We start from the raw sequence: 19,271 nt of genomic DNA on the forward strand, positions 1-19,271 counted from the left end.
CCGAGCCTGCGGGGCGTGGAGACGCTCACGCTCCCTGGTCAATCGACGACGCTGACGATGACGTTCGATCACCCGGGCGCCTACCAGTTCCTCTGCACGATCCCGGGCCACGCCGCAGCCGGGATGACCGGTGCGGTGTTCGTCACGCCGTAGCTCCCCGATCCCGGCCGCAGGCGGGCTGCGACATCGGGCGGGCGGACATCGGGCGGGGGCGACCCTTGACCCGACTCCCGAGCACCGCTAGTCTGTCTCAACCAAACGTTCGTTTGACAGACGCAGGGACGTCGGTTCGCCACGGACCCGGACCGGAGCCGCGATGACCCTCACCCGCCCTCGGGAAGCGGCGCTCCACGGAGCCGCCACGCGGCTCTTCCGTGAGCGCGGCTTCCACGCCACCTCGATGCAGGATCTCGCAGAGGCGCTGGGCATGAACCGCGGCAGCCTCTATCACTACATCGAGTCCAAGGACGACCTGCTCTGGACGATCGTCAGCGGCGCGCTCGAGCGGCTCGACGCGAGCGTTCGTCCCGAGATCGAGGCCGACGCATCGGCCGGCGAGCGACTCTGCCGCGCCATCGACGCCCATCTCGCCTTCGCGGTCGAGCACGGCGACGAGCTGGCGCTCATCCAGATCGAGCTGCGCTCGCTCAACGACGAGCGCCGTCGCGAGATCATCCGTCGGCGAGACGCCTACGAGGCTGCGTGGCGGCGCGTCGTCAACGACGGCATCGCTGCGGGCGAGCTGCGCCCGATGAACGTGACGCTCGCAACGATCGCGATCCTCTCGGCCTGCAACTGGTTCACCCAGTGGTACCGGTCCGACGGCCCGCTCAGCGCCGGGGAGATCGGTTCCGTCTTTGCCGAGCTCTACCTGGACGGCATGCGCGCGACCGGGGGATCCTCGACCCACGACTCGCCCTGGCCGGCGGCCGCTCGATGATCCCCCGCATCCGCTCTGCGGTGGTCCTCGGGGCGGGCACCATGGGCGCCCAGATCGCGTGCCTGCTCGCCACCGCCGGGGCCGGGGTCCGCCTGCTCGATCTCGATGCCGACATCGCCGCCCGAGGCCTCGAACGAGCGCTCAAGCTCCGCCCGAGCCCGGTCCACCGGGCCATCGACGCCGAACGGATCCGGACGGGCGGCTTCGATGAGTTGGCCGACGCCGTCGCGGACGCCGACTGGGTGCTCGAGGCGATTGTCGAACAGCTCGCCCCGAAGCGCGAGCTGTTCGCTCACCTCGAGGCTGCCCTCGCCCCCCGCGCCATCGACACCTGGCCCATCGTGAGCACGAACACGAGCGGCATCAGCATCCACGCCATCGAGGAGGGTCGCTCCGATGTCTTCCGCCGCGCCTTCCTCGGCACACACTTCTTCAACCCGCCGCGCTACGCGCGACTCCTGGAGCTGATTCCGACCGAGTCGACCGACCCGGCCACGATCGAGCGTCTGGAGGCCTACGCCAGCCGCCATCTCGGCAAGGGCACGGTGCGCGCCAGGGATACGCCGGCCTTCATCGCCAATCGCCTCGGCGTGTACGCGATGCAGCGGGCGTTGAGCCTGGCCCAGGAGCTGGGGCTCGGGGTCGACGAGGTCGACGAGCTGACGGGGACCCTCATCGGCCGGCCGCGGAGCGCGACCTTCCGCACCCTCGACCTGGTCGGTCTCGATGTCGCGGTCACCGTCGCCGATCACTGCCACGCCGACCTGCCCGACGATCCCGAGCGGGAGGTCTTCGCCGTCGCACCCGTGCTCCGCCAGCTCGTCGAGCGGGGGGCGCTGGGGGAGAAGACCGGGGCCGGCTTCTTTCGGCGCGAGGGGGCGGAGATCCTCGCCTTCGACCTCGAGACCGCTGCGTACCGGCCGCGGCGGCGCGTCGCTTCGACGGCGCTGGAGCTGGCCAGGAACGAGCCCGACCTGCGCCGGCGCCTGTCCCTGCTGCTCGCCGCCGACGATCGCGCCGGCACGTACCTGCGACGGCTCTTCGACGCGACGCTCGGCTACGCCGCGACGGTCGGACCCGGGATCGCCGACGGCGCGGCCGATGTCGATTCGGCGATGCGCCGGGGCTTCGGCTGGCAGCTCGGGCCGTTCGAGACCTGGGACGCTCTGGGCGTGGAGCGGGTCGCGATGCGGCTCCCCGTGGTCCCCGCGCTCGTTCAGCAGGTCCTGGCCGGCCCCGGTGCCTTCTACCGCGACCGTGCTGCGCTCGACTTCAGCAGCGGCCAGCTCCGTCCGATCCCCGAGCGCCCCGGCACGCTCGACCTCGATGCGCGCTCGGCCGCCGATCCGGGACTCCCCTCCAACGCCTCGGCTTCGCTGCTCGACCTGGGCCGGGGCATCCTTGGTCTCGAGTTGCACGGCAAGCTCAACGTGCTGGGGATGGACGTCATCGAGCTCGTGACGCGCGCCTGTGAGCTGGCCTCGCGCGCCTACGACGGCCTCGTCATCGGCACGCGCGCCAACGATTTCTCGGCCGGCGCGAACCTCGCGCTCATCCTCGTGGAGGCCGAGGAGGGCGACTGGGATGGGCTCGACCTCGCGGTCCGGCGCTTCCAGGCGGCGACGCGAGCGATCCGCTACGCCGGTGTACCGGTCGTCGTGGCGGCACGCGGTCTGACGCTCGGCGGCGGCGCGGAGTTCTGCCTCGCGGCGACGCGCTGCCAGCCGCTCGGCGAGACGTACATCGGGCTCGTGGAGACGGGTGTCGGGCTGCTGCCCGCCGGCGGCGGCTCGACCGCCATGACACGCCGCGCCACCGAGGGCGTCCCCGAGGGCTCGAACGCCGACCTCTTTGCCTTCTTCCAGCATGCGCTCGAGACGATCGCCCTGGCGCGGGTCGCGACGAGCGCGGAGGAGGCGGTTTCGTGGGGACTCTTCACGCCTGCCGACCTCGTGACGGCGGACCCCGACCGGCAGTGGGCGGATGCGGCGGCCACCGCCCGGCATCTCGCCGAGGTCGGCTACCACCCGCCCCTGCCGCGGTCGATCCCCGTCGTGGGCCGGCGCGGCATCGCCGCCGCGGAGGCACTCACGTTCAATCAACTCGGTGGCGGCTATCTCTCGGAGCACGACCGGAAGGTGGTCCTCGAGTTGGCCGGGGTCATGAGCGGCGGCGATCTCGCGGAGGGGACGCCGGTCGCGGAGGCGTACCTGCTCGACCTGGAGCGCGAGGCCTTCCTGCGCCTCCTCGGCGAGCCGAAGACGCGCGACCGGATCCGCCACACGCTCAAGACCGGCAAGCCGCTCCGCAACTGACCGCGAACCGAGGACCCGCATCATGCGCGACGCCGTCATCGTCTCAGCCGCCAGGACTGCCGTCGGCAGAGCGCCCCGCGGCGCCCTCCGCGAAACGAGCCCCGAGCAGCTGGCGATCGCCGCCGTGCGCGAGGCGCTGGCCCGCGTCCCGGCCCTCGACAGCGCGGAGGTCGAGGATCTCATCCTCGGTTGCGCCATGCCCGAGGGAGCCCAGGGCCTCAACATCGCCCGCCAGGTCGGGCTCGCGTCGGGACTGCCGGTCGGCTCGAGCGCCATGACCGTCAACCGCTTCTGCGCCTCCGGACTGCAGGCGCTGGCCCTGGCGACGCAGTCGGTCGCGTCGGGCGTCACCGACGTGGTCGTCGCCGGGGGCATGGAGTCGATGAGCTTCGTGCCCATGACCGGCTTTCACTTCGCGCCGGGGCCCGCGATCGCCGCCCAGTGGCCGCAGGTGTTCATGAATATGGGCCTGACCGCCGAGGAGGTCTCCCGCCGCTACGGCGTCAGCCGCGACGACCAGGACGCCTGGGCGCTGCGCTCGCATCAGCGCGCGGCAGCGGCCCAGGATGCCGGCCGCTTCACGGACGAGATCGTGTCGGTCGAGGCCGTCCAGACGACACTCACCGATGGGCGACCCGGCGTCTCGCATCGGCCCTTCGACGCCGACGAGGGGATCCGCCGCGACAGCGACGCCGCGGCGCTCGCCCGGCTGCGTCCCGCCTTCGCGCTCGACGGCACCGTCACCGCCGGCAACAGCTCGCAGATGAGCGACGGCGCCGCCGCGCTCGTGGTCATGAGCGGCGAGCGGGCGGCCCAGCTGGGCATCGAGCCGCTGGGGCGGCTGGCGGCCTTCGCGACGGTGGGTGTGGCGCCCGAGATCATGGGCGTCGGTCCCGTCGGCGCCGTCCCCAGGGCCTTGAAGAAGGCCGGCCTCTCGCTCGCCGACATCTCGGCCATCGAGCTCAACGAGGCCTTCGCCGCACAGGTCGTGGCGGTGGTGCGCGAGCTGGGACTCGACGAAGAGCGGGTCAACCCCAACGGCGGAGCGATCGCGCTCGGGCATCCCCTCGGTGCGACCGGGGCGAAGCTCAGCGTTCAGCTGCTCAACGAGCTGGCCCGCCGGGAGGCCCGCTACGGGATCGTCACCATGTGCGTGGGCGGTGGCCAGGGCGCGGCCGGCATCATCGAGTGGCTGGGTGGCCGCATGCGGCCGGCCGGCGCGGCACGCGCCGCGGACGAGGAGGCGGCGCGATGATGGCCGGGATCGATCCACGACCGCCGACCGCGGTGACCGCTCCGGCGGGCGGCGCCTTCCTCGTCGCGCCCGTCGCGACAGGGAGCGTCTTCACCCCCGAGCGTCTCTCTCCCCAGCACCTCGCCATCCGCGAATCGATCGGCGAGTTCGTTGCCCGGGAGGTCGAGCCGCGCCGCGAGCGGCTCGAGGCGAGGGACTACGCGACGCACCGCGAGCTGATGGCGATCCTCGGGCACGATGGCTTCGTGGGCATCGAGGTCCCCGAAGCGTACGGCGGTGCGGGACTCGACCATGTCACCGCGGTCGTCGTCATCGAGGCGCTCTCGCCGGCCGGTGCGCTGGCCGTCACGTACGCGGCGCACGCCGGTATCGGGACGCTGCCGACGGTCTTCTTCGGCACGGACGAACAGAAACGCCGTCACCTGCCGGGCCTCGCCGCTGGGAGGACCATCGCCGCCTATGCCCTGACGGAGCCGGGCACCGGCTCGGACGCGCAGGCGATCCGGACGCTGGCGGTCCGCCAGACGGATGGGAGTTACCGCCTCGACGGCGCCAAGCAGTTCATCACCAATGCGGGCTTCGCCGACCTCTTCACGGTCTACGCCCGCGTCGAGGGCGTCGAGGGCGTCGAAAGCGTCGGCGAGGGCGTCGAGGGCGTCGGCGAGCCGCGGGGGATCGCCGCCTTCCTCGTCGAGCGCGGGACGCCGGGCCTCGAGGTCGGGGCGGAAGAGCACAAGCTCGGCATCCACGGCAACTCGACCTGCCCCCTCACGCTCGACGGCGTCATCGTCCCGGCGGAGAACCTGCTGGGCACCATCGGCGAGGGCCACAGGATCGCCTTCAACGTCCTCAACGTGGGGCGCTTCAAGCTGGCGGCGGCAGCTCTCGGCGGCATGCGCCCGGCAGTGCGCACGGCCCTCGAATACGCGCAGGGGCGGGTCGCCTTCGGCCGGCCCATCTTCGGGTTCCCGCTGGTGGCCGAGAAGATCGCGGGCATGGCCGTCCGAACCTACGCGATCGAATCGATGGTGTACCGGATCGCGGGGCTCATCGACGGGCGGCTCGGCGGCGTCGAGGCTGGCGGCTCGGCGGAGGCGGTCCGGGCTGCCCTCGAGGAATATGCAGTCGAGTGCTCGATCGCCAAGGTCGCCGCCAGTGAGGACCTCGACTGGGTGGTCGACGAGCTCGTGCAGGTCCACGGTGGCTACGGCTACATCGAGGGATATCCGGCCGCGCAGGCCTACCGCGATGCGCGGATCAACCGCATCTGGGAAGGCACCAACGAGATCAACCGTCTGCTCGTACCGGGGACCCTCATCCGCCGTGCCGTGAAGGGCCGGCTCGACCTCCTGGGGCCGGCCAGACGGGCCCAGGAGGCGCTCCTGGCCCCGTCGACGGCGGGACTCGATCGCGCCGCAGATGATCCGCTGGGGTCCGAGGCGGTGCTCGTCGAGGGGCTGCGCCAGGTCACGCTCCTGCTCGCCGGTGGCGCGGTCCAGCGCTACGGGACGACGCTGGAGGAGGAGCAGGAGGTGCTGGCGGGACTGGCCGACCTGGCCATCGCGCTCTTCACCACCGAGAGCGCCCTCGTCCGCGCCCGCCAGGCACGTGGCGAGACGGACGCGGCGACGGCCTCCCGCCACCTGGACCTGGCGCGACTGGTCGTCCTCGAGCGCGTCGGGCCGGCCGAGCTGATCGCCCGCTCACTCGCCACCCGCGTCGCGGATGGCGATGAGGCGCGGATGCTCCAGTCCGGGATCCGACGCCTGCTGCGCGGCGAACCCGTCGATCGGATCGCCATCGCGCGGCGCGTCGCGGCGGCCGTCGAGACGGCCGGCGGCTATCCGGTCTGAGGAGTACCCGCAAGGGAGCACGCGGGATGAACGCACCGACCTCCGTTCCGCCGACCGGTGTGCCAACCGGCCAGTCGCCGGACCTGCTCGAGGAGCGGCCCTGGCTGGCCCACTACGAGCCCGGCGTCCCGGCCGAGATCGAAGTGCCGCCCGTCACCCTCGACCGGCTGCTGCGGGACGCGGCGACCCGTTGGCCGGCCCGCGTTGCGCTCGTCTTCCTCGGTGCGCGGACGACCTACGCGGAGCTCGACCGGGCCGTCGACCGGATGGCGGCTGCCCTGCACCAGATGGGCGTCGCGCCGGGTGACCGGGTGAGCATCCACCTGCCGACCACGCCGGCCTTCGTCATCGGCTTCCTGGGCACCCTGCGCGCCGGTGCGATCGCGGCACCCGTCAGTCCGCTCTCGGTGGAGCGGGAGATCCGCGAGCTCCTCGCCCAGACGCGGCCGCGTGTCTCGATCTGCCTGGACCTGCTCGTGCCGCGGGTGCGGGCCGCCCGTGCCGAACTGGGCGATGTTCTCCCCGCCGCGACCGGCACCTCGGGCGTCATCTCGACCGGCATCCAGGACTCTCTCCCGCGCCTCCTGCGGATGCTCTACCCGCTGAAGGCGCGCCGCGAGGGACGCTGGAGGCCCGTTCCGCACTCCGCGGAGACACCCAACCTCTTCCGGCTCCTGTCGGCCTCGCCGGCCGAGCGGATCGACTCGCCCGCCCGGTCCGTGGACCCGGCGGTCCTGCAGCCGACCGGCGGCACCACCGGCACCCCCAAGGCGGCGACCCTCACCCACCGCAACCTCGTCGCCAACGCGATCCAGGTGGCGGCCTGGTTCCCCGGCGCCCGGCCGGGCGAGGCCACCGTGCTCTGCGCGCTGCCCTACTTCCACATCTACGGCCTGACCGTCGCGCTCGACTATGCGCTGCTGATGGGCGCCACCCAGATCCTCCACCCACGCTTTGACCCGCACGCGGTCCTCAAGTCCATCGCGCGCTATCGGCCACAGCTGTTCCCGGGCGCACCGATGTTCTACGCGACGCTGCTGCAGCTGCCGGAGACGCAGAAGTACGATCTGCACTCGGTGGATGCCTGTATCAGCGGCTCGGCGCCGCTGCCCGGTCCGGTGCAGGACGGCTTCGAGGCGCTCACCGGCGGGCGCGTCTCGGAGGGTTACGGTCTGACCGAGGCGAGCCCGGTCACCCACTGCAACCCCGTTCACGGGGAGCGTCGGCTGGGCACGGTCGGTCTGCCCTTCCCCTCGACCGAAGCCCAGGTCGTTGACCTCGAGGCCGGCGCGCGCGTCCTGCCGCCCGGTGAGGTGGGCGAGCTGCGCGTCCGCGGCCCCCAGGTGATGAGCGGCTACTGGGAGCGACCTGAGGAGACAGCGACGGCCCTGCGGGACGGCTGGCTCTACACCGGCGACATCAGCTCGATGGACGCCGAGGGCTACTTCCGCATCGTCGACCGACGCAAGGACATGATCATCGTCAGCGGCGTGAACGTCTACCCGCGCGAGATCGAGGATGTACTGCACGAGCACCCGGCGGTGGTCGAGGCGGCGGTCATCGGGGAGCCCCATCCGCTCAAGGGCGAGGTTCCGCACGCGTTCGTGGTGCTCCGCGCGGGCACGACCGTCACGCCCGAGGAGCTCATCGCTCACTGCCACCAGAACCTCTCCCCGTACAAGGTGCCGGCGATCGTCGAGGTGCGCGCGGAGTTGCCGCGTTCCTTCGTGGGCAAGGTCCTGCGGCGGGTCCTCGCCGAGGAAGCGGCGGCGGCAGGCGGGTCCGCAGGGGCGGCCGCGCCCGCCACCGGGAGCGCCGGTCCGCCGGACTGAGCGTCGGCCACCGGGCGCTCCGTTCACATGGCTCTCAGGCTGCTCCGCACCTGAGCTGCGACAGGCCCCTCCGTCGGACCTACCGCGGGAGGATCTGGCGGAGCGCGAAGAGGACGTTCGCCGGACGCTCCGCGAGGCGGCGCATGTACCACGGGTACCAGTGCTCGCCGTAGGCGATGAGGCAGCGGACGTCGAAGCCGCGCCCGGCGAGCTGACGCTGGCGGTCTGCCCGGATCCCGTAGAGCATCTGGACCTCGATCCGCGCCGGCGCGAGACCGATCGCCGCCGCGAAGCGGGCGAACTGCTCGATGAGGTCCACGTCGTGGGTCGCCGCGATGAACCGGGCGCGGCCGTCGCGGACCGCCGGGGCGAGGGTCGCCGCGATCGCGAGGTAGGCCGCGTCGACTTCGCCCCGGGTCCGGTAGGCGATCGAGGCCGGCTCGTCGTAGGCCCCCTTGACGAGCCGGATCGCCGGCCGCAGGGGGAGCAGCCGCTGGACGTCGGCCGGGGTCCGGTGGAGGTAGGCCTGGAGGCACAGGCCGACGTTCTCGTGGGCGGCGCGCACGCGTTCGTAGAAGGCGATCGTGCCCTCGACGTACGGGCTGCCCTCCATGTCGATCCATGCCCAGGTGCCCAGCTCCGCGGCGTGTCGGGCCAGGCCGTCGACGTGGGCCTGGGCCGCCTCGACGTCGAGGTCGTAGCCGAGCTGGGTGAGCTTGACCGAGATCTCGGCGTTCAGCTTCTGTGACGCGATCTCGTCCAGGACGGCGTGGTAGTGGTCGGCGACGGCCTGTGCCTCGGAGAGGTCCGTGACATTCTCGCCGAGCCTCGTGAAGACGGCGTGTACGCCGTCCGCGGCGTCCGCCTCCGCGGCCGCCATCGCGGCCGCGAGGTCCTCGCCCGGCATGAAGCTGCGGACGGCCCGCCGAACGAACGCGAGTCGGGGCAGTCGCTCCCGGAGCCACGGGTTGCGTGCCATCCAGAGCAGGATCGTCCGCACCGCTGGTGAACCTCCGCTTTGCCTGTCCTCGACCGATGAGCGAAGGGTAGTCCCGGGCGGGCGACCCGTGCGGCCGGCTCATTGGCTCGTTGGCGTCACCCGGCTCGGTCCGCGTTCCCGGCGGTCAGTCGCAGCGCCACTCGCTCGCCGGCGAGCCGTCATGCGGCGGGCAGCGATCGGGATCGGCCTCGAACCGTGCAGCGCAACCCGGGCACTTGAAGCGGAGGGTGCGGTCCTGGTATCTGGCCGTGACGCCCTCACCTGCCGCGATGTCGTTGCCGCACACGACGCACTGCGCGGCGGCCTCGTGGCGCGAGTCGAGGACGATGAGCTCTTGAAGAACAGCCATCATGCAGCCTCCACGACGATCCGACCCCGGAGCATTCCCATCTGGCAGGTGAACGCGTGCTCGGAGCAGGCGGCCGTCTCCTCGCGACGGAAGAGGAGCCGGACCGGCCGGTCAGTGGCACCCGTGCGAGCGGTGCTCGTCATGATCCTGTGTCTCGCTGGCCTTCGGGTCGTTCGTGGCTCGATCATCGAGCCCCGCGGTGGAGCCTGATCGCTCCGGCTGAGCGCCATGTGAGCGGTGGCTGAGATCCTCCGAGTCCGGCGGCATGTCGTCCTCGCGATCTCGCGCCGACCCACCGCCGCCATGACCGCCATGACCACCTGCGTGCATGAGGAGCATGCCGCCGAAGAGGCCGATGTAGAGCACCGCCGAAAGCGGGACGACGCCAGCGAGGACAAGCCCCGCGACAACGACCGCGGCGGTCAGTCCGGGGAGCAGCCACCGAGGAGCGGTGGCCCGCGGCGCGGCACGCTGGTCGACGGTGTGCCTCGAATGGTCCTGAGCCTGTGGTGTCATGGTCGGCTGACCTCCAGCTGGATCGAACGTGGCTGGACCGGACGCGCCTGACGGCGCGCGACGATGAACAGGGCGACCGCGAAGGCCGCGATCCCGAGACCGAACCACTGCGCGGTCTTGAGCCCGAGGAAGACGGCCGGCTCGTCGCGAAGGAAGAAGAGCCCGAACCGGATGACGGCGAGCCCGAGGAGGTAGCCGCTCGCGAGGACCCCATCGCCGATCCCGGCCAGGCGCCGTCGCCCGAACCAGAGGCCGACGAAGAGCGCCGCCAGGAGGATCGCCTCATAGGCCTGGGTCGGATGCAGCGGGAGGTTCAGCGGCGCCATCGCGCCAGGGTTCCGGTAGATCACCGCCCACGGCAGATCGGTCGGGATCCCGGACGAATCGCCGCCGATCAGGCAGCCGAGGTGCCCGATCGCCTGGCCGATCGCCGCCGCCGGCGCGACGATGTCGAGCGCGGGCAGCAGCGAGATCCGCCGCCGCCGCGCGAAGACGACCAGCGCGACGACGGCCCCGATCAGGCCACCGTAGAAGGAGAGGCCGCCGGTCCAGGCCATGAACACATGGGCCGGGTGGTCGGCGAGCGTCGCCAGCTCGTTTTGAACCACATAGAGGGCCCGGCCACCGATGAGCGCAGCGACGCCCACCCAGACGGCTCCGTCTCCGATGAGATCAGGCGCGATCCCGTGCCGCCGTCCCTCGCGTTGGGCGAGCCAGAACGCCACCGCGACCGCGACGGCCAGGGTGAGTCCGTACCAGCGGATCGGGATCCCGAGGAGGGAGAACGCGACGGGGTCGATGTCAATGACGAAGGGCATCCGGGACTCCTACCTGGATCGATGAGAGCCGCGGGAGGCCCACCGGCGGCTGGCCGCGGCGCGGATCCGCGTGACGAGCGACGCTGTGCGGTCGTCGACGAACTCGATCCGGCCGCGGTAGCGGCCCATGCCGCACGTGAAGCGGATCTCGCCCGCCGGCTGTCCGGGCAGATCGATCGTGGTCATGCCGGTGGGCGTGAGTCGGCGATCCAGCCTTGGGGCGGAGAAGACGACCCGCTCGGAGCAGGCGTCATCGTCCTCGCGCCGGAAGACGATCCGCAGCGGCACGCCCGCCTGCGCACGGATCGAGGCCGGCTGATAGCCGCGATGGACGGTGACGTCAACGATCTGGTGGCCGCTCGGATCGAATCGCGCCTGGACTCGCTGCTCCAGCATGGCTACCTCGCACCCCCGGCGAGGAGCACGAGAACGGCGAGGAGGACGACGAGCGCGCCCGCAGCGAGCGGATGGGCGACCGCGCCTCCCATCGCAGACATCCCCGTCATCGTCATCGCGCCGCCCGCGAGGAGCAGGTCGGCGACGACGAGGATGGCGGCGACCACGAGGAGCGCGACGAGCAGATCCATGACGTCCAGTTCAGCGCGCCGACCTGAGCGTCCCCTGAGCGGCTCCTAACGCCGTGCTGAGAACTTCAGACGGTCAGGAGGATGGCGAAGCCGAGGGCGAGCACGACCACCGCGAGGACGAGCTTCGTCCCGCCCGCGTGCTCGAGGTGCCAGCGGTTGACGACCCGGATGAGCCCCGGCCGGCTGGCGAGGACGAGGAGCGCGACGAGCGGCGTGATGTAGGCGAGGTTGTAGAGCGCGAGCCCGCCGAGACCGGCGGCGACCGTCCCGCCCGAGCCGAGGAGGGCAACGACGCCGAGATAGACCGCGCCGCTGCAGGGGACCGTGCACAGCCCGATGAGGATCCCGCCGCCGAACAACGCGACCGGCGAGCTCGAACGTGCCCAGTCGCGCATCCGCCCATGAAGGGCGTGTGGCGCCTCGAGCCTCCAGCTGGCGTCGGGCAGGAGGACGTCGCGCACCATCCAGAGCCCCATGCCGATCGCGATCAGGGCCGCGACCCGGCTCGGGAGGTGGTTTCCACCGAAGTTCGTCAGCGAGGCGACCGCGGTGAGGAGCCCGAGCCCGAGCAGGAAGTAGGTGACGAGCACGCCGACGACGAAGAAGGCGCCGAGGCCGAGGACGGTTCGGCTCGCCGAGCGCGCATCGGGCGCGCCGCTCGCCCCCTCGGTCGCGAGCGACTGTCGTGTCGCCAGCCCGAGAGCGAACGTCGCGAACAGGATGAGGACGCCGAAGGCGCACGGATTGAAGCCGTCGAGAACGCCGGCGGCCACGATCGCGGGCACGCTGAGCTCGGAGATCGCCTGGTGGTCCGCCATCCGGGGAGAGGCGACGAGGATCGCTGCCGCGGATGCCGCGATGACCGTGCCGCCGATGAGCGCGAGGAGCAGCCGGGGGCGGGCGACGACGGTGCCGACTGACGCCCGCATCAGGCGGTCACCGTGAGCTTGCCGACCATCGAGGGGTTCTCCTTGCCGCCGCAGCAGATGTTGCAGTAGAACGTGTAGGTGCCGGCCGTCGCGGGTGCCGTGAACCCGAAGACCTTGCTGCTCTGGGGGCCGACCTTCCAGTCGATGCCGAGGGCATCGATCGCGAGCTCGTGCCAGCCGCCTCCGTCGCTGTGGAATGAGGAGTCCATGCTGCTGAGCTCGATCTGGACTGCCTGCCCCGCCTTGACGGTCAGGCCGGGCGGATCGAAGCCGCCCATGCTCGCGTGGACCTGGATCGCCGCCACGTCGCTCCCGCCGGGGCCCTGCAACCGGCTCACGACCAGGCCGATCGCCAACCCGCCGACGACGAGCGCGATCGTCGCAAACGCGGCGAGTCGGAGGGGCCGCGACTGAAGTCCGCCCGGCCGCGACTCGGGAGGCGTGGCCGCGCGGTGGCCGGCTGCAGGTGGCTGGCCCGCGAGGCGGGTGGCCCTGGATCGACGAGTCATGGCGTGGTCCCTTCTGTGAACTGAGGATGGGATGGAGCACCTACCCGTGCCCGACGAACGCGGATGCCGCTCCGCGCGGGCGCGCTCCCGACGGCGCCTCGCTCGCAAGATGCCGGGACGGTCATCGCGTCACATAGGCCGCGCCGGTCATGCCGGCGGCCGCGTGTCCGGCCAGCGTGCAGATGAAGACGTGCGCCCCGGGCTGGTCGAAGGTGAGCGTGATCGAGCGGGTCTCGCCCGGGTTCAGGATCGACTCGACGCCGCCGAGACCCGGCATGTGGATGGACTGGAAGTTCAGGTCGTGGCGTTCGGTGCCCCGGTTCGTGAGCCACACCGTGAGCGGCACGCCGACCTTCGCGTCGATCCGGTTGGGCGTGAACCGGAAGTCCTCGAGGACGACCGTCGCCGACCGGTTGACCGCGACCGGGCCGCTGAACCGCGCCCCGGTCGCGACCACCGCAACGAGGACGACCGCGACGAGTCCCACTCCGAGCAGACAGCCAATGGCCTTCACGTCAAACGATCTCCCTGCGCCTGCCGGCGAGCCTGGCCGTGCGCGGTGAGCCGGTCGTGAGCCGGGGCTGAGTGCCGGCTGAGAATCAGCCGGCGCGGCACCTGAGAGATCGCGGAGCCATGGGTGAGAGCTCGACGATCAGCCCTGGGCTGGACCCCGGAAGCGCTCGGCGCGCCAGATGAGGAGGACGCCGGCGATGGCCGCGAGAGCGGCGAACGCGAGGATCAACGAAAGGTCGATCGGCGAGCGGTCGCGAGCGACCACCATCTCGGTCGCCGGGTTCGACGGCGACGACCCTTGCGCGGCGCCCGCGGCCGCTGTGACGGCCAGCGGCGTCGTCAGCGTCTCGTCGCCGATGGCGCGCAGCTCGTAGGCGCCGGTCGGCAGGTGACTCGGGATCGTGAGCGTCCTGGAGAACATCCCCTCGGCGTCGGTCCTGACCGTGCCGAACTCGACGGTCAGGCCTTCGCCGGCCAGGACCAGGACGCGGTCGGCGTCGGGCTCGAGTCCGCTCCCGGCGAGGATGACCGTGCCGCCAGCGGTGACACTGGCCGGCTCGACGCCGATCGTCGGGGTCCCGCTGCCTGAGTGAGCCATCCCGGACGTGGCGGTCACGAATGAAAGTCCGAGACCGAGAACCATGGCGAACGGTACAGACTTACGCATCGGTGGAGCCTTTCTGTCGCCCTCTGCCGAGCAGAGGGCCGATGAAGCCGGCCGAGCCGGCGACGATCGCTGGAAGCCCGATGAGGAGCACGAGCGCCCATCCGGTGAGGGAGTGCTCGACGAGGGCGCTCCCGAGGCCGATCTCGACGGCGCCCATGCCGATCGTCAGCAGCGCCAGTCGGAAGACGACCGCGGCCATCACATCGCCCCCTGGATGTGCGCCTGCGGAACCGTGACGAGCGCGTAGATCACGAGGGCGACCGCGGCGACCGCGACGACGACGCCGATCCCGACGACGACCCGACGGCGGGCCGGCGAGCGGTACGGGCTTCGGTCGATGAAGGGTACGAGTGCGAGAGCCCCGAAGAGGATCGCCGGCGCCCAGAGCAGGGCGGGCAGGCCGAACCAGTCCTCGAATGGATAGAACACGAGGAACATCCACGGTGGCTTCGTGGTCTCCGTCCCGGGGATCGGTCGTGGGCCGATTCCGGCCGGCACCACCAGCGCGAGCACCGTCGCGAGGGCCAGCATGACGAGCCCGAACCCCGCCATCCGGACGAGATGCGCCGTGAACGTCGAGCCGCCCTTCGCGGGGAGCGGCCCGCCGCCGACCGCAGCGTCGGCCTGTGCCGGCAGGGCGGAGATCCCGTGCCGCTTGACGAGCAGGAAGTGGGCGACGAGCAGCAGGGTCCCAAGGGCCGGCAGGATGACGATGTGGGCCATGTACAGGCGGCCGAGGATCGGCAGGCTCGCCGCGAAATCCGCCGAGAACCAGAATCCGAAGGCGCCGAGGAGATTGCCGATCTCGACGTTGTGCCCGAGGGCCTCGTAGCCCTCCTGGTCCCACTTGAGGACGGTGCCGGTGAAGATCAAGCCGAGGGTGACCGCGAGGAGCCCGAGTCCGATGAGCCAGTTCGCCTCCCGCGGACGCTTGTAGGAGCCCGTCACGAATATCCGGCCCATGTGGAGGAGCACCGTCGCCATGACCACGTTCGCCACCCAGAAGTGGATCCCGCGGACGACGTCTCCGAGCGGCGCCACGTTCATGATGTAGACGACACTCTCGCGGGCCGTCGAGGGCGTGGGGTGGTAGAACTGGGCGAGCCAGACGCCGGTCGCGGCCAGGATGAGGAATCCGAAGAACGTGATCCCGCCCAGGATGTAAGCGAGGCCGTTGGCGTGGGCCGGCACCGGGTACGCGAGCCCGCTCAGGCCGAGGCGCTCGTCGACCGCCTCCCACATCCTGCGCCAGCGCCCTCCCCGGGTCGCGGTCGCGCCGGCTGCCATGTCCCACTCCTCGCTGCCTGCGATCGTTCCGCGTCGGCACCGCGCCGACGGCCGGTCACCTGCATCGGTATTGGACGCCCGACGCCTGAGAGCCACATGAGGCCAATCTGGGGACTTCCTGAGCGGCCTCGGATCCCTCACCGCACGCCGCTGCATCGCTCCCGGTATCCTGCGGCTCAGGAGCCTGACAACCGAAACTCCCCAACGACACCTGCATGGCGAAGCACCACCTTGAGCGGTTCACCTGCGTTGGACGGGATCCATCGCCTCCTCGCCTTTGCCATCGTCGCCCTCACCGTGATCGGGATCGGCTGGTCGATGTTCTCCGTCGTCACCCGGCGGCCCGGCGGACCCGCCTTCGAACGGTTCCAGGCCGCGATGGTCAGCGCGCTCGTCGTGGGCGCTGCGAGCGGGTTGGTCCTCCTCGCCACCGGCGCGAGACCGGCCGATGGGTTGCACCTGCTGTACGCGGTCGTGGCCATCGCGCTCATACCGCTGGCCCGCTCGTTTGTCGGTCGGGAGAGCGCCCACAGGGCTGCTGCGTTGCTCCTCGTCGCGTTCGTCGCGCTCGGGGCCGTCATCTACCGCCTCTTCGCGACCGGCTGAGCTTCGTTCCGGCGATCCGAGCGGGCAGCACCGCATCGACGTCGACCTTCTCAGGCAGCGCTCATCGATCCCTCATTCGCCACGGCGACGATACGATGAAGACGAACCAGCCGGTCGAGCCGACTGAGGTGTTCACGGCACGGCCCGCCGTGGTTCGACCATCCTCAACGATCGCGAAACGGAGAACGCGTGTGACCAGTAGAGTCTTTGAAGCGGGCGGTCTGCTGCGCGCCAGCAGCGCGGGCGCCCTCGCGGATTTCCTGCGGCGGCAGTACGGGGTCGCGGGTGCTGAGGCGAATCCGGTCTCCCAGACGGTGACGGTCCAGTACAACGAGACCACGCTGACGGCGGACGACGTACGAGCGCTGATCGAGCGCTTCGGCTGCAGCTGCGGCGGCGAGATCGTCCCGTGCCGCCTCTGCGCGGACGAGCAATCCGCCGTCCTCGGCAGTGCGGTTCCGCGCGGAGCGGTGCACGGGCCTTCGGACCAACACGCCGGCCACGCGATGGCAGTGCCGGCCGTGGGCGCCCCCGTGCACGGCGAGACGGCCCAGATGGCCCACGCGATGGGTCACGGCGGCGGGATGACGATGGACGAGATGGTCCGCGACATGCGGAACCGCTTCATCGTCGCGCTCGTCCTGGCCGTCCCGATCTTCCTCTACTCGCCGCTCGCGACCGAGGTCTTCAACGTCCGCCTCGGGACCCCGCTCGGGATCGACGCGAACATCCTGGCCTTTCTGCTGGCCACGCCGGCCGTCGCCTGGAGCGGCAGGATGTTCTTCGTCGGCGCGTATCGGGCACTCCGCAACCGGACGCTCGACATGTCGGTCCTCGTCGCCCTGTCGGTCGGATCCGGCTACCTGTTCAGCGTCGCCGCGACCTTCCTGTTCGCCGGCGAGGTCTTCTACGAAGCGGCGGTCGTCCTGCTCACGTTCGTGCTGTTCGGGCACTGGCTGGAGATGCGCGCTCGGGCAGGCGCGTCGGATGCCATCAGGGCGCTGCTCGACCTGACGCCGCCGAAAGCGACCGTCATCCGCAACGGCGAGCCGGTGGAGGTCTCCACCTCGGAAGTCGTGCTCGACGACATCGTCCTGATCAAGCCCGGCGACAAGGTCCCGGTCGATGGCGTCGTCGTCGATGGCGCGTCGAGCGTCGACGAATCGATGATCACCGGCGAGAGTGTTCCGGTCGAGAAGACGGCCGGTTCGAACGTCATCGGCGCGTCGATCAACAAGACCGGTACGTTCCGCTTCCGGGCGACGAAGGTCGGCGCCGATACCGCGCTGGCCCAGATCGTGAAGCTGGTGCAGCTTGCCCAGAACTCGAAGGCGCCGGCCCAGCGACTCGCCGACCGCGCGGCTCAGTGGCTCGTCGCGGCGGCCGTGATCCTCGGCCTTCTCACCTTCGTCGGCTGGCTGACGATCGGCGGGTCGACGTTCATCTTCGCGCTGACCCTCGCGATCACCGTCGTCATCATCGCCTGCCCGGATGCCCTCGGCCTCGCCACGCCGACGGCGATCATGGTGGGCACGGGACTGGGAGCCCTCAACGGGATCCTGTTCAAGAACGCGACCGCCCTCGAGCAGGCCTCGAAGATCGGTGCCGTCATCTTCGACAAGACCGGCACGCTGACCGTCGGTCAGCCGCGCGTCGTCGAGCTGATCGGCGCAGGCGACCTCGTTGGTGAAGACGAGGTCCTTCGACTTGCGGCCTCGGCCGAGCGCTCGAGCGAGCATCCGCTCGCCCAGGCCGTCGTCGACGCGGCGAAGGAGCGCATGCTCCGGCTCGTCGACGCCACCGAGTTCCAGGCCGTCCCGGGCCACGGCCTCGAGGCGACGGTCGACGGCCACACGGTCCTCGTCGGGAATGCCAGGCTCATGCGCGACCGCGCGATCGACTTCGACGGCCTCGGCTCACGGGCCGATGAGCTCGAAAGCGCCGGGCGGACGGTCGTCCGGGTCGCCGTCGACGACAGGGCCGGCGCCCTCATCGCCATCGCCGACGCGGTCCGCTCGAGCGCGAAGGAAACGATCGACCGCCTGCACAACCTCGGAATCCAGGTCGCGATGCTCACCGGTGACAACCGGGCGACCGCCGAGCGGATCGCCGCCGAGCTCGGGCTCGACACGGTCTTCGCCGAGGTCCTGCCGAGCCAGAAGGCAGACAAGGTCAAGGAGCTCCAGGCAACGGGCAAGCTCGTCGCGATGGTCGGGGACGGGATCAACGACGCGCCGGCGCTCGCCCAGGCCGACGTCGGGATCGCGATCGGCGCCGGGACCGACGTCGCCGTGGAGACGGCGGACGTCGTGCTCATGAAGAGCGACCCCGTCGACGTGCTCGGCACCATCGCGCTCAGCCGCGCGACCGTCCGGAAGATGCGCCAGAACCTCGTCTGGGCGGTCGGCTACAACACGGTCGCCTTCCCGATCGCCATGGGTCTCTTCTATCCCTGGTTCGGGCTGATCCTGCGGCCCGAGATCGCGGCCATCAGCATGGCCGGCAGCTCGTTCCTCGTCGCCGTCAACGCGCTGCTTCTCAAGCGCACGAAGCTCGAAGGGATCCGCCGCTATGGCACGCAGGGGTCGGCGACATGACGCCGGGCACAAGCCGTGCGCGGCACGGCAACGCCCTCCGGGCCGGGGTGCTCGGCTCAACGGACGGGCTCGTCTCGAACCTGAGCCTCGTCATGGGCGTCGCCGGCTCCGGCGCGCCACGAGAAGCGATCATCGTCGCCGGTCTTGCCGGCCTCGTGGCGGGATCGCTGTCGATGGCTCTCGGTGAATACCTCTCCGTGCAGAGCGCCCGCGAGCTCTTCGCCAACGAGCTGGCGATCGAGGAACGCGAGCTCGCGGAGTCGCCGGATGCCGAGGTTGCCGAGCTCCGCGAGATCTACGAGCGAAAGGGGGTGCCGGGCCCGATGGCACGGGACCTCGCCGAGCACATGGTCCGGAGCGATCCGCGTCTTGCCCTCGATACGATGGCTCGCGAGGAACTGGGGTTCGACCCCGATGAGCTCGGCGGTTCGGCCTGGGTAGCGGCCGGGACCTCGCTAGCCCTGTTCGCACTCGGCGCGCTCGTCCCCCTGGTGCCGTTCCTCGTCGGCGGCGCACCGGCCGCCCTGATCGCGGCAGCCGTCCTGAGCGGCACCGCCCTCTTCGCGCTCGGCGCCGGGATCACCCGGCTCACCGGCACGCATCCCATCCGGTCGGGGCTCCGGCAGCTCGCCTTTGGCGCCGTCGCAGCCACGATCACGTACGGGATCGGCGTAGTGGTCGGAACGGCGCTGCGCTGA

Annotated in this window: 21 protein-coding genes; 9 read left to right on the forward strand and 12 right to left on the reverse strand. The window is 71.1% G+C overall.

The genetic code is table 11. The features are described 5' to 3' along the window. Window positions 1–15 precede the first annotated feature (15 nt). The 6 genes from IVW53_11995 (at window position 16) to IVW53_12020 (ending at window position 8,195) form a co-directional block, all read left to right on the forward strand. The gene (locus IVW53_11995) at window positions 16–153 is read left to right on the forward strand and encodes a multicopper oxidase domain-containing protein (protein MBF6606293.1); all 138 of its coding nucleotides are present in this window, start codon (window positions 16–18) and stop codon (window positions 151–153) included. A gap of 163 nt (window positions 154–316) precedes the next feature. Next, on the forward strand, window positions 317–940 hold the full coding sequence (locus tag IVW53_12000; GenBank protein MBF6606294.1) for a TetR family transcriptional regulator: 624 nt from the start codon (window positions 317–319) through the stop codon (window positions 938–940). Further along, window positions 937–3,255: a 3-hydroxyacyl-CoA dehydrogenase gene (locus IVW53_12005; GenBank protein ID MBF6606295.1), complete on the forward strand. Its 2,319-nt coding sequence runs from the start codon at window positions 937–939 to the stop codon at window positions 3,253–3,255. The genes IVW53_12000 and IVW53_12005 overlap by 4 nt, the downstream gene beginning before the upstream one ends. A gap of 22 nt (window positions 3,256–3,277) precedes the next feature. After that, on the forward strand, window positions 3,278–4,510 hold the full coding sequence (locus IVW53_12010) for a thiolase family protein (protein ID MBF6606296.1): 1,233 nt from the start codon (window positions 3,278–3,280) through the stop codon (window positions 4,508–4,510). Then, complete coding sequence (locus IVW53_12015) at window positions 4,510–6,363, forward strand: acyl-CoA dehydrogenase family protein (protein MBF6606297.1); 1,854 nt, start codon at window positions 4,510–4,512, stop codon at window positions 6,361–6,363. Before IVW53_12010 ends, IVW53_12015 begins: the two co-directional genes overlap by 1 nt. A gap of 26 nt (window positions 6,364–6,389) precedes the next feature. After that, window positions 6,390–8,195, forward strand: a complete 1,806-nt coding sequence (locus tag IVW53_12020) for a long-chain fatty acid--CoA ligase (protein ID MBF6606298.1) — start codon at window positions 6,390–6,392, stop codon at window positions 8,193–8,195. Between the two features lie 79 nt (window positions 8,196–8,274). Here IVW53_12020 and IVW53_12025 read toward each other — a convergent pair whose 3' ends face one another. The 12 genes from IVW53_12025 to IVW53_12080 all read right to left on the reverse strand — a co-directional run bounded on the left by IVW53_12025 (window position 8,275) and on the right by IVW53_12080 (window position 15,370). Next, entirely contained in the window at window positions 8,275–9,195 is a 921-nt protein-coding gene (locus IVW53_12025) for a proline dehydrogenase family protein (protein MBF6606299.1), read from the reverse strand. Window positions 9,196–9,319: 124 nt separating this feature from the next. Next, window positions 9,320–9,544 carry a hypothetical protein gene (locus IVW53_12030; protein MBF6606300.1) on the reverse strand — a complete coding sequence of 75 codons (225 nt, stop codon included), beginning with the start codon at window positions 9,542–9,544 and terminating at the stop codon, window positions 9,320–9,322. Beyond that, window positions 9,544–9,687 (reverse strand): hypothetical protein, encoded by a 144-nt coding sequence (locus tag IVW53_12035; GenBank protein ID MBF6606301.1) that lies wholly within the window; start codon window positions 9,685–9,687, stop codon window positions 9,544–9,546. The genes IVW53_12030 and IVW53_12035 overlap by 1 nt, the downstream gene beginning before the upstream one ends. A gap of 369 nt (window positions 9,688–10,056) precedes the next feature. Then, window positions 10,057–10,878: a prolipoprotein diacylglyceryl transferase gene (lgt, locus tag IVW53_12040; GenBank protein ID MBF6606302.1), complete on the reverse strand. Its 822-nt coding sequence runs from the start codon at window positions 10,876–10,878 to the stop codon at window positions 10,057–10,059. 9 nt (window positions 10,879–10,887) lie between these two features. Continuing rightward, a complete protein-coding gene (locus tag IVW53_12045; protein ID MBF6606303.1) occupies window positions 10,888–11,274 on the reverse strand; it encodes a cupredoxin domain-containing protein in 387 nt (128 codons plus the stop codon). 2 nt (window positions 11,275–11,276) lie between these two features. Further along, window positions 11,277–11,465, reverse strand: coding sequence for a hypothetical protein (locus tag IVW53_12050; protein MBF6606304.1), 189 nt, complete (start codon window positions 11,463–11,465; stop codon window positions 11,277–11,279). A 65-nt stretch (window positions 11,466–11,530) separates the two neighbouring features. Then, window positions 11,531–12,394: a hypothetical protein gene (locus tag IVW53_12055; GenBank protein ID MBF6606305.1), complete on the reverse strand. Its 864-nt coding sequence runs from the start codon at window positions 12,392–12,394 to the stop codon at window positions 11,531–11,533. Then, window positions 12,394–12,903 (reverse strand): cupredoxin domain-containing protein, encoded by a 510-nt coding sequence (locus IVW53_12060; protein ID MBF6606306.1) that lies wholly within the window; start codon window positions 12,901–12,903, stop codon window positions 12,394–12,396. Before IVW53_12060 ends, IVW53_12055 begins: the two co-directional genes overlap by 1 nt. A 121-nt stretch (window positions 12,904–13,024) precedes the next feature. Continuing rightward, on the reverse strand, window positions 13,025–13,417 hold the full coding sequence (locus IVW53_12065; protein ID MBF6606307.1) for a cupredoxin domain-containing protein: 393 nt from the start codon (window positions 13,415–13,417) through the stop codon (window positions 13,025–13,027). A 138-nt stretch (window positions 13,418–13,555) separates the two neighbouring features. Next, complete coding sequence (locus IVW53_12070; protein ID MBF6606308.1) at window positions 13,556–14,083, reverse strand: hypothetical protein; 528 nt, start codon at window positions 14,081–14,083, stop codon at window positions 13,556–13,558. Then, entirely contained in the window at window positions 14,076–14,282 is a 207-nt protein-coding gene (locus IVW53_12075) for a hypothetical protein (protein ID MBF6606309.1), read from the reverse strand. Before IVW53_12075 ends, IVW53_12070 begins: the two co-directional genes overlap by 8 nt. Beyond that, complete coding sequence (locus IVW53_12080; protein MBF6606310.1) at window positions 14,282–15,370, reverse strand: cytochrome bc complex cytochrome b subunit; 1,089 nt, start codon at window positions 15,368–15,370, stop codon at window positions 14,282–14,284. The genes IVW53_12075 and IVW53_12080 overlap by 1 nt, the downstream gene beginning before the upstream one ends. Before the next feature lie 249 nt (window positions 15,371–15,619). Here IVW53_12080 and IVW53_12085 point away from each other — a divergent pair, with 249 nt between their 5' ends. The 3 genes from IVW53_12085 (at window position 15,620) to IVW53_12095 (ending at window position 19,271) form a co-directional block, all read left to right on the forward strand. Further along, window positions 15,620–15,976 (forward strand): hypothetical protein, encoded by a 357-nt coding sequence (locus IVW53_12085; GenBank protein MBF6606311.1) that lies wholly within the window; start codon window positions 15,620–15,622, stop codon window positions 15,974–15,976. A gap of 95 nt (window positions 15,977–16,071) precedes the next feature. Then, the gene (locus IVW53_12090; protein MBF6606312.1) at window positions 16,072–18,573 is read left to right on the forward strand and encodes a copper-translocating P-type ATPase; all 2,502 of its coding nucleotides are present in this window, start codon (window positions 16,072–16,074) and stop codon (window positions 18,571–18,573) included. After that, a complete protein-coding gene (locus IVW53_12095; protein MBF6606313.1) occupies window positions 18,570–19,271 on the forward strand; it encodes a VIT1/CCC1 transporter family protein in 702 nt (233 codons plus the stop codon). The genes IVW53_12090 and IVW53_12095 overlap by 4 nt, the downstream gene beginning before the upstream one ends.

The sequence above is a fragment of the Chloroflexota bacterium genome (assembly GCA_015478725.1).
Taxonomy (GTDB): domain Bacteria; phylum Chloroflexota; class Limnocylindria; order Limnocylindrales; family CSP1-4; genus C-114.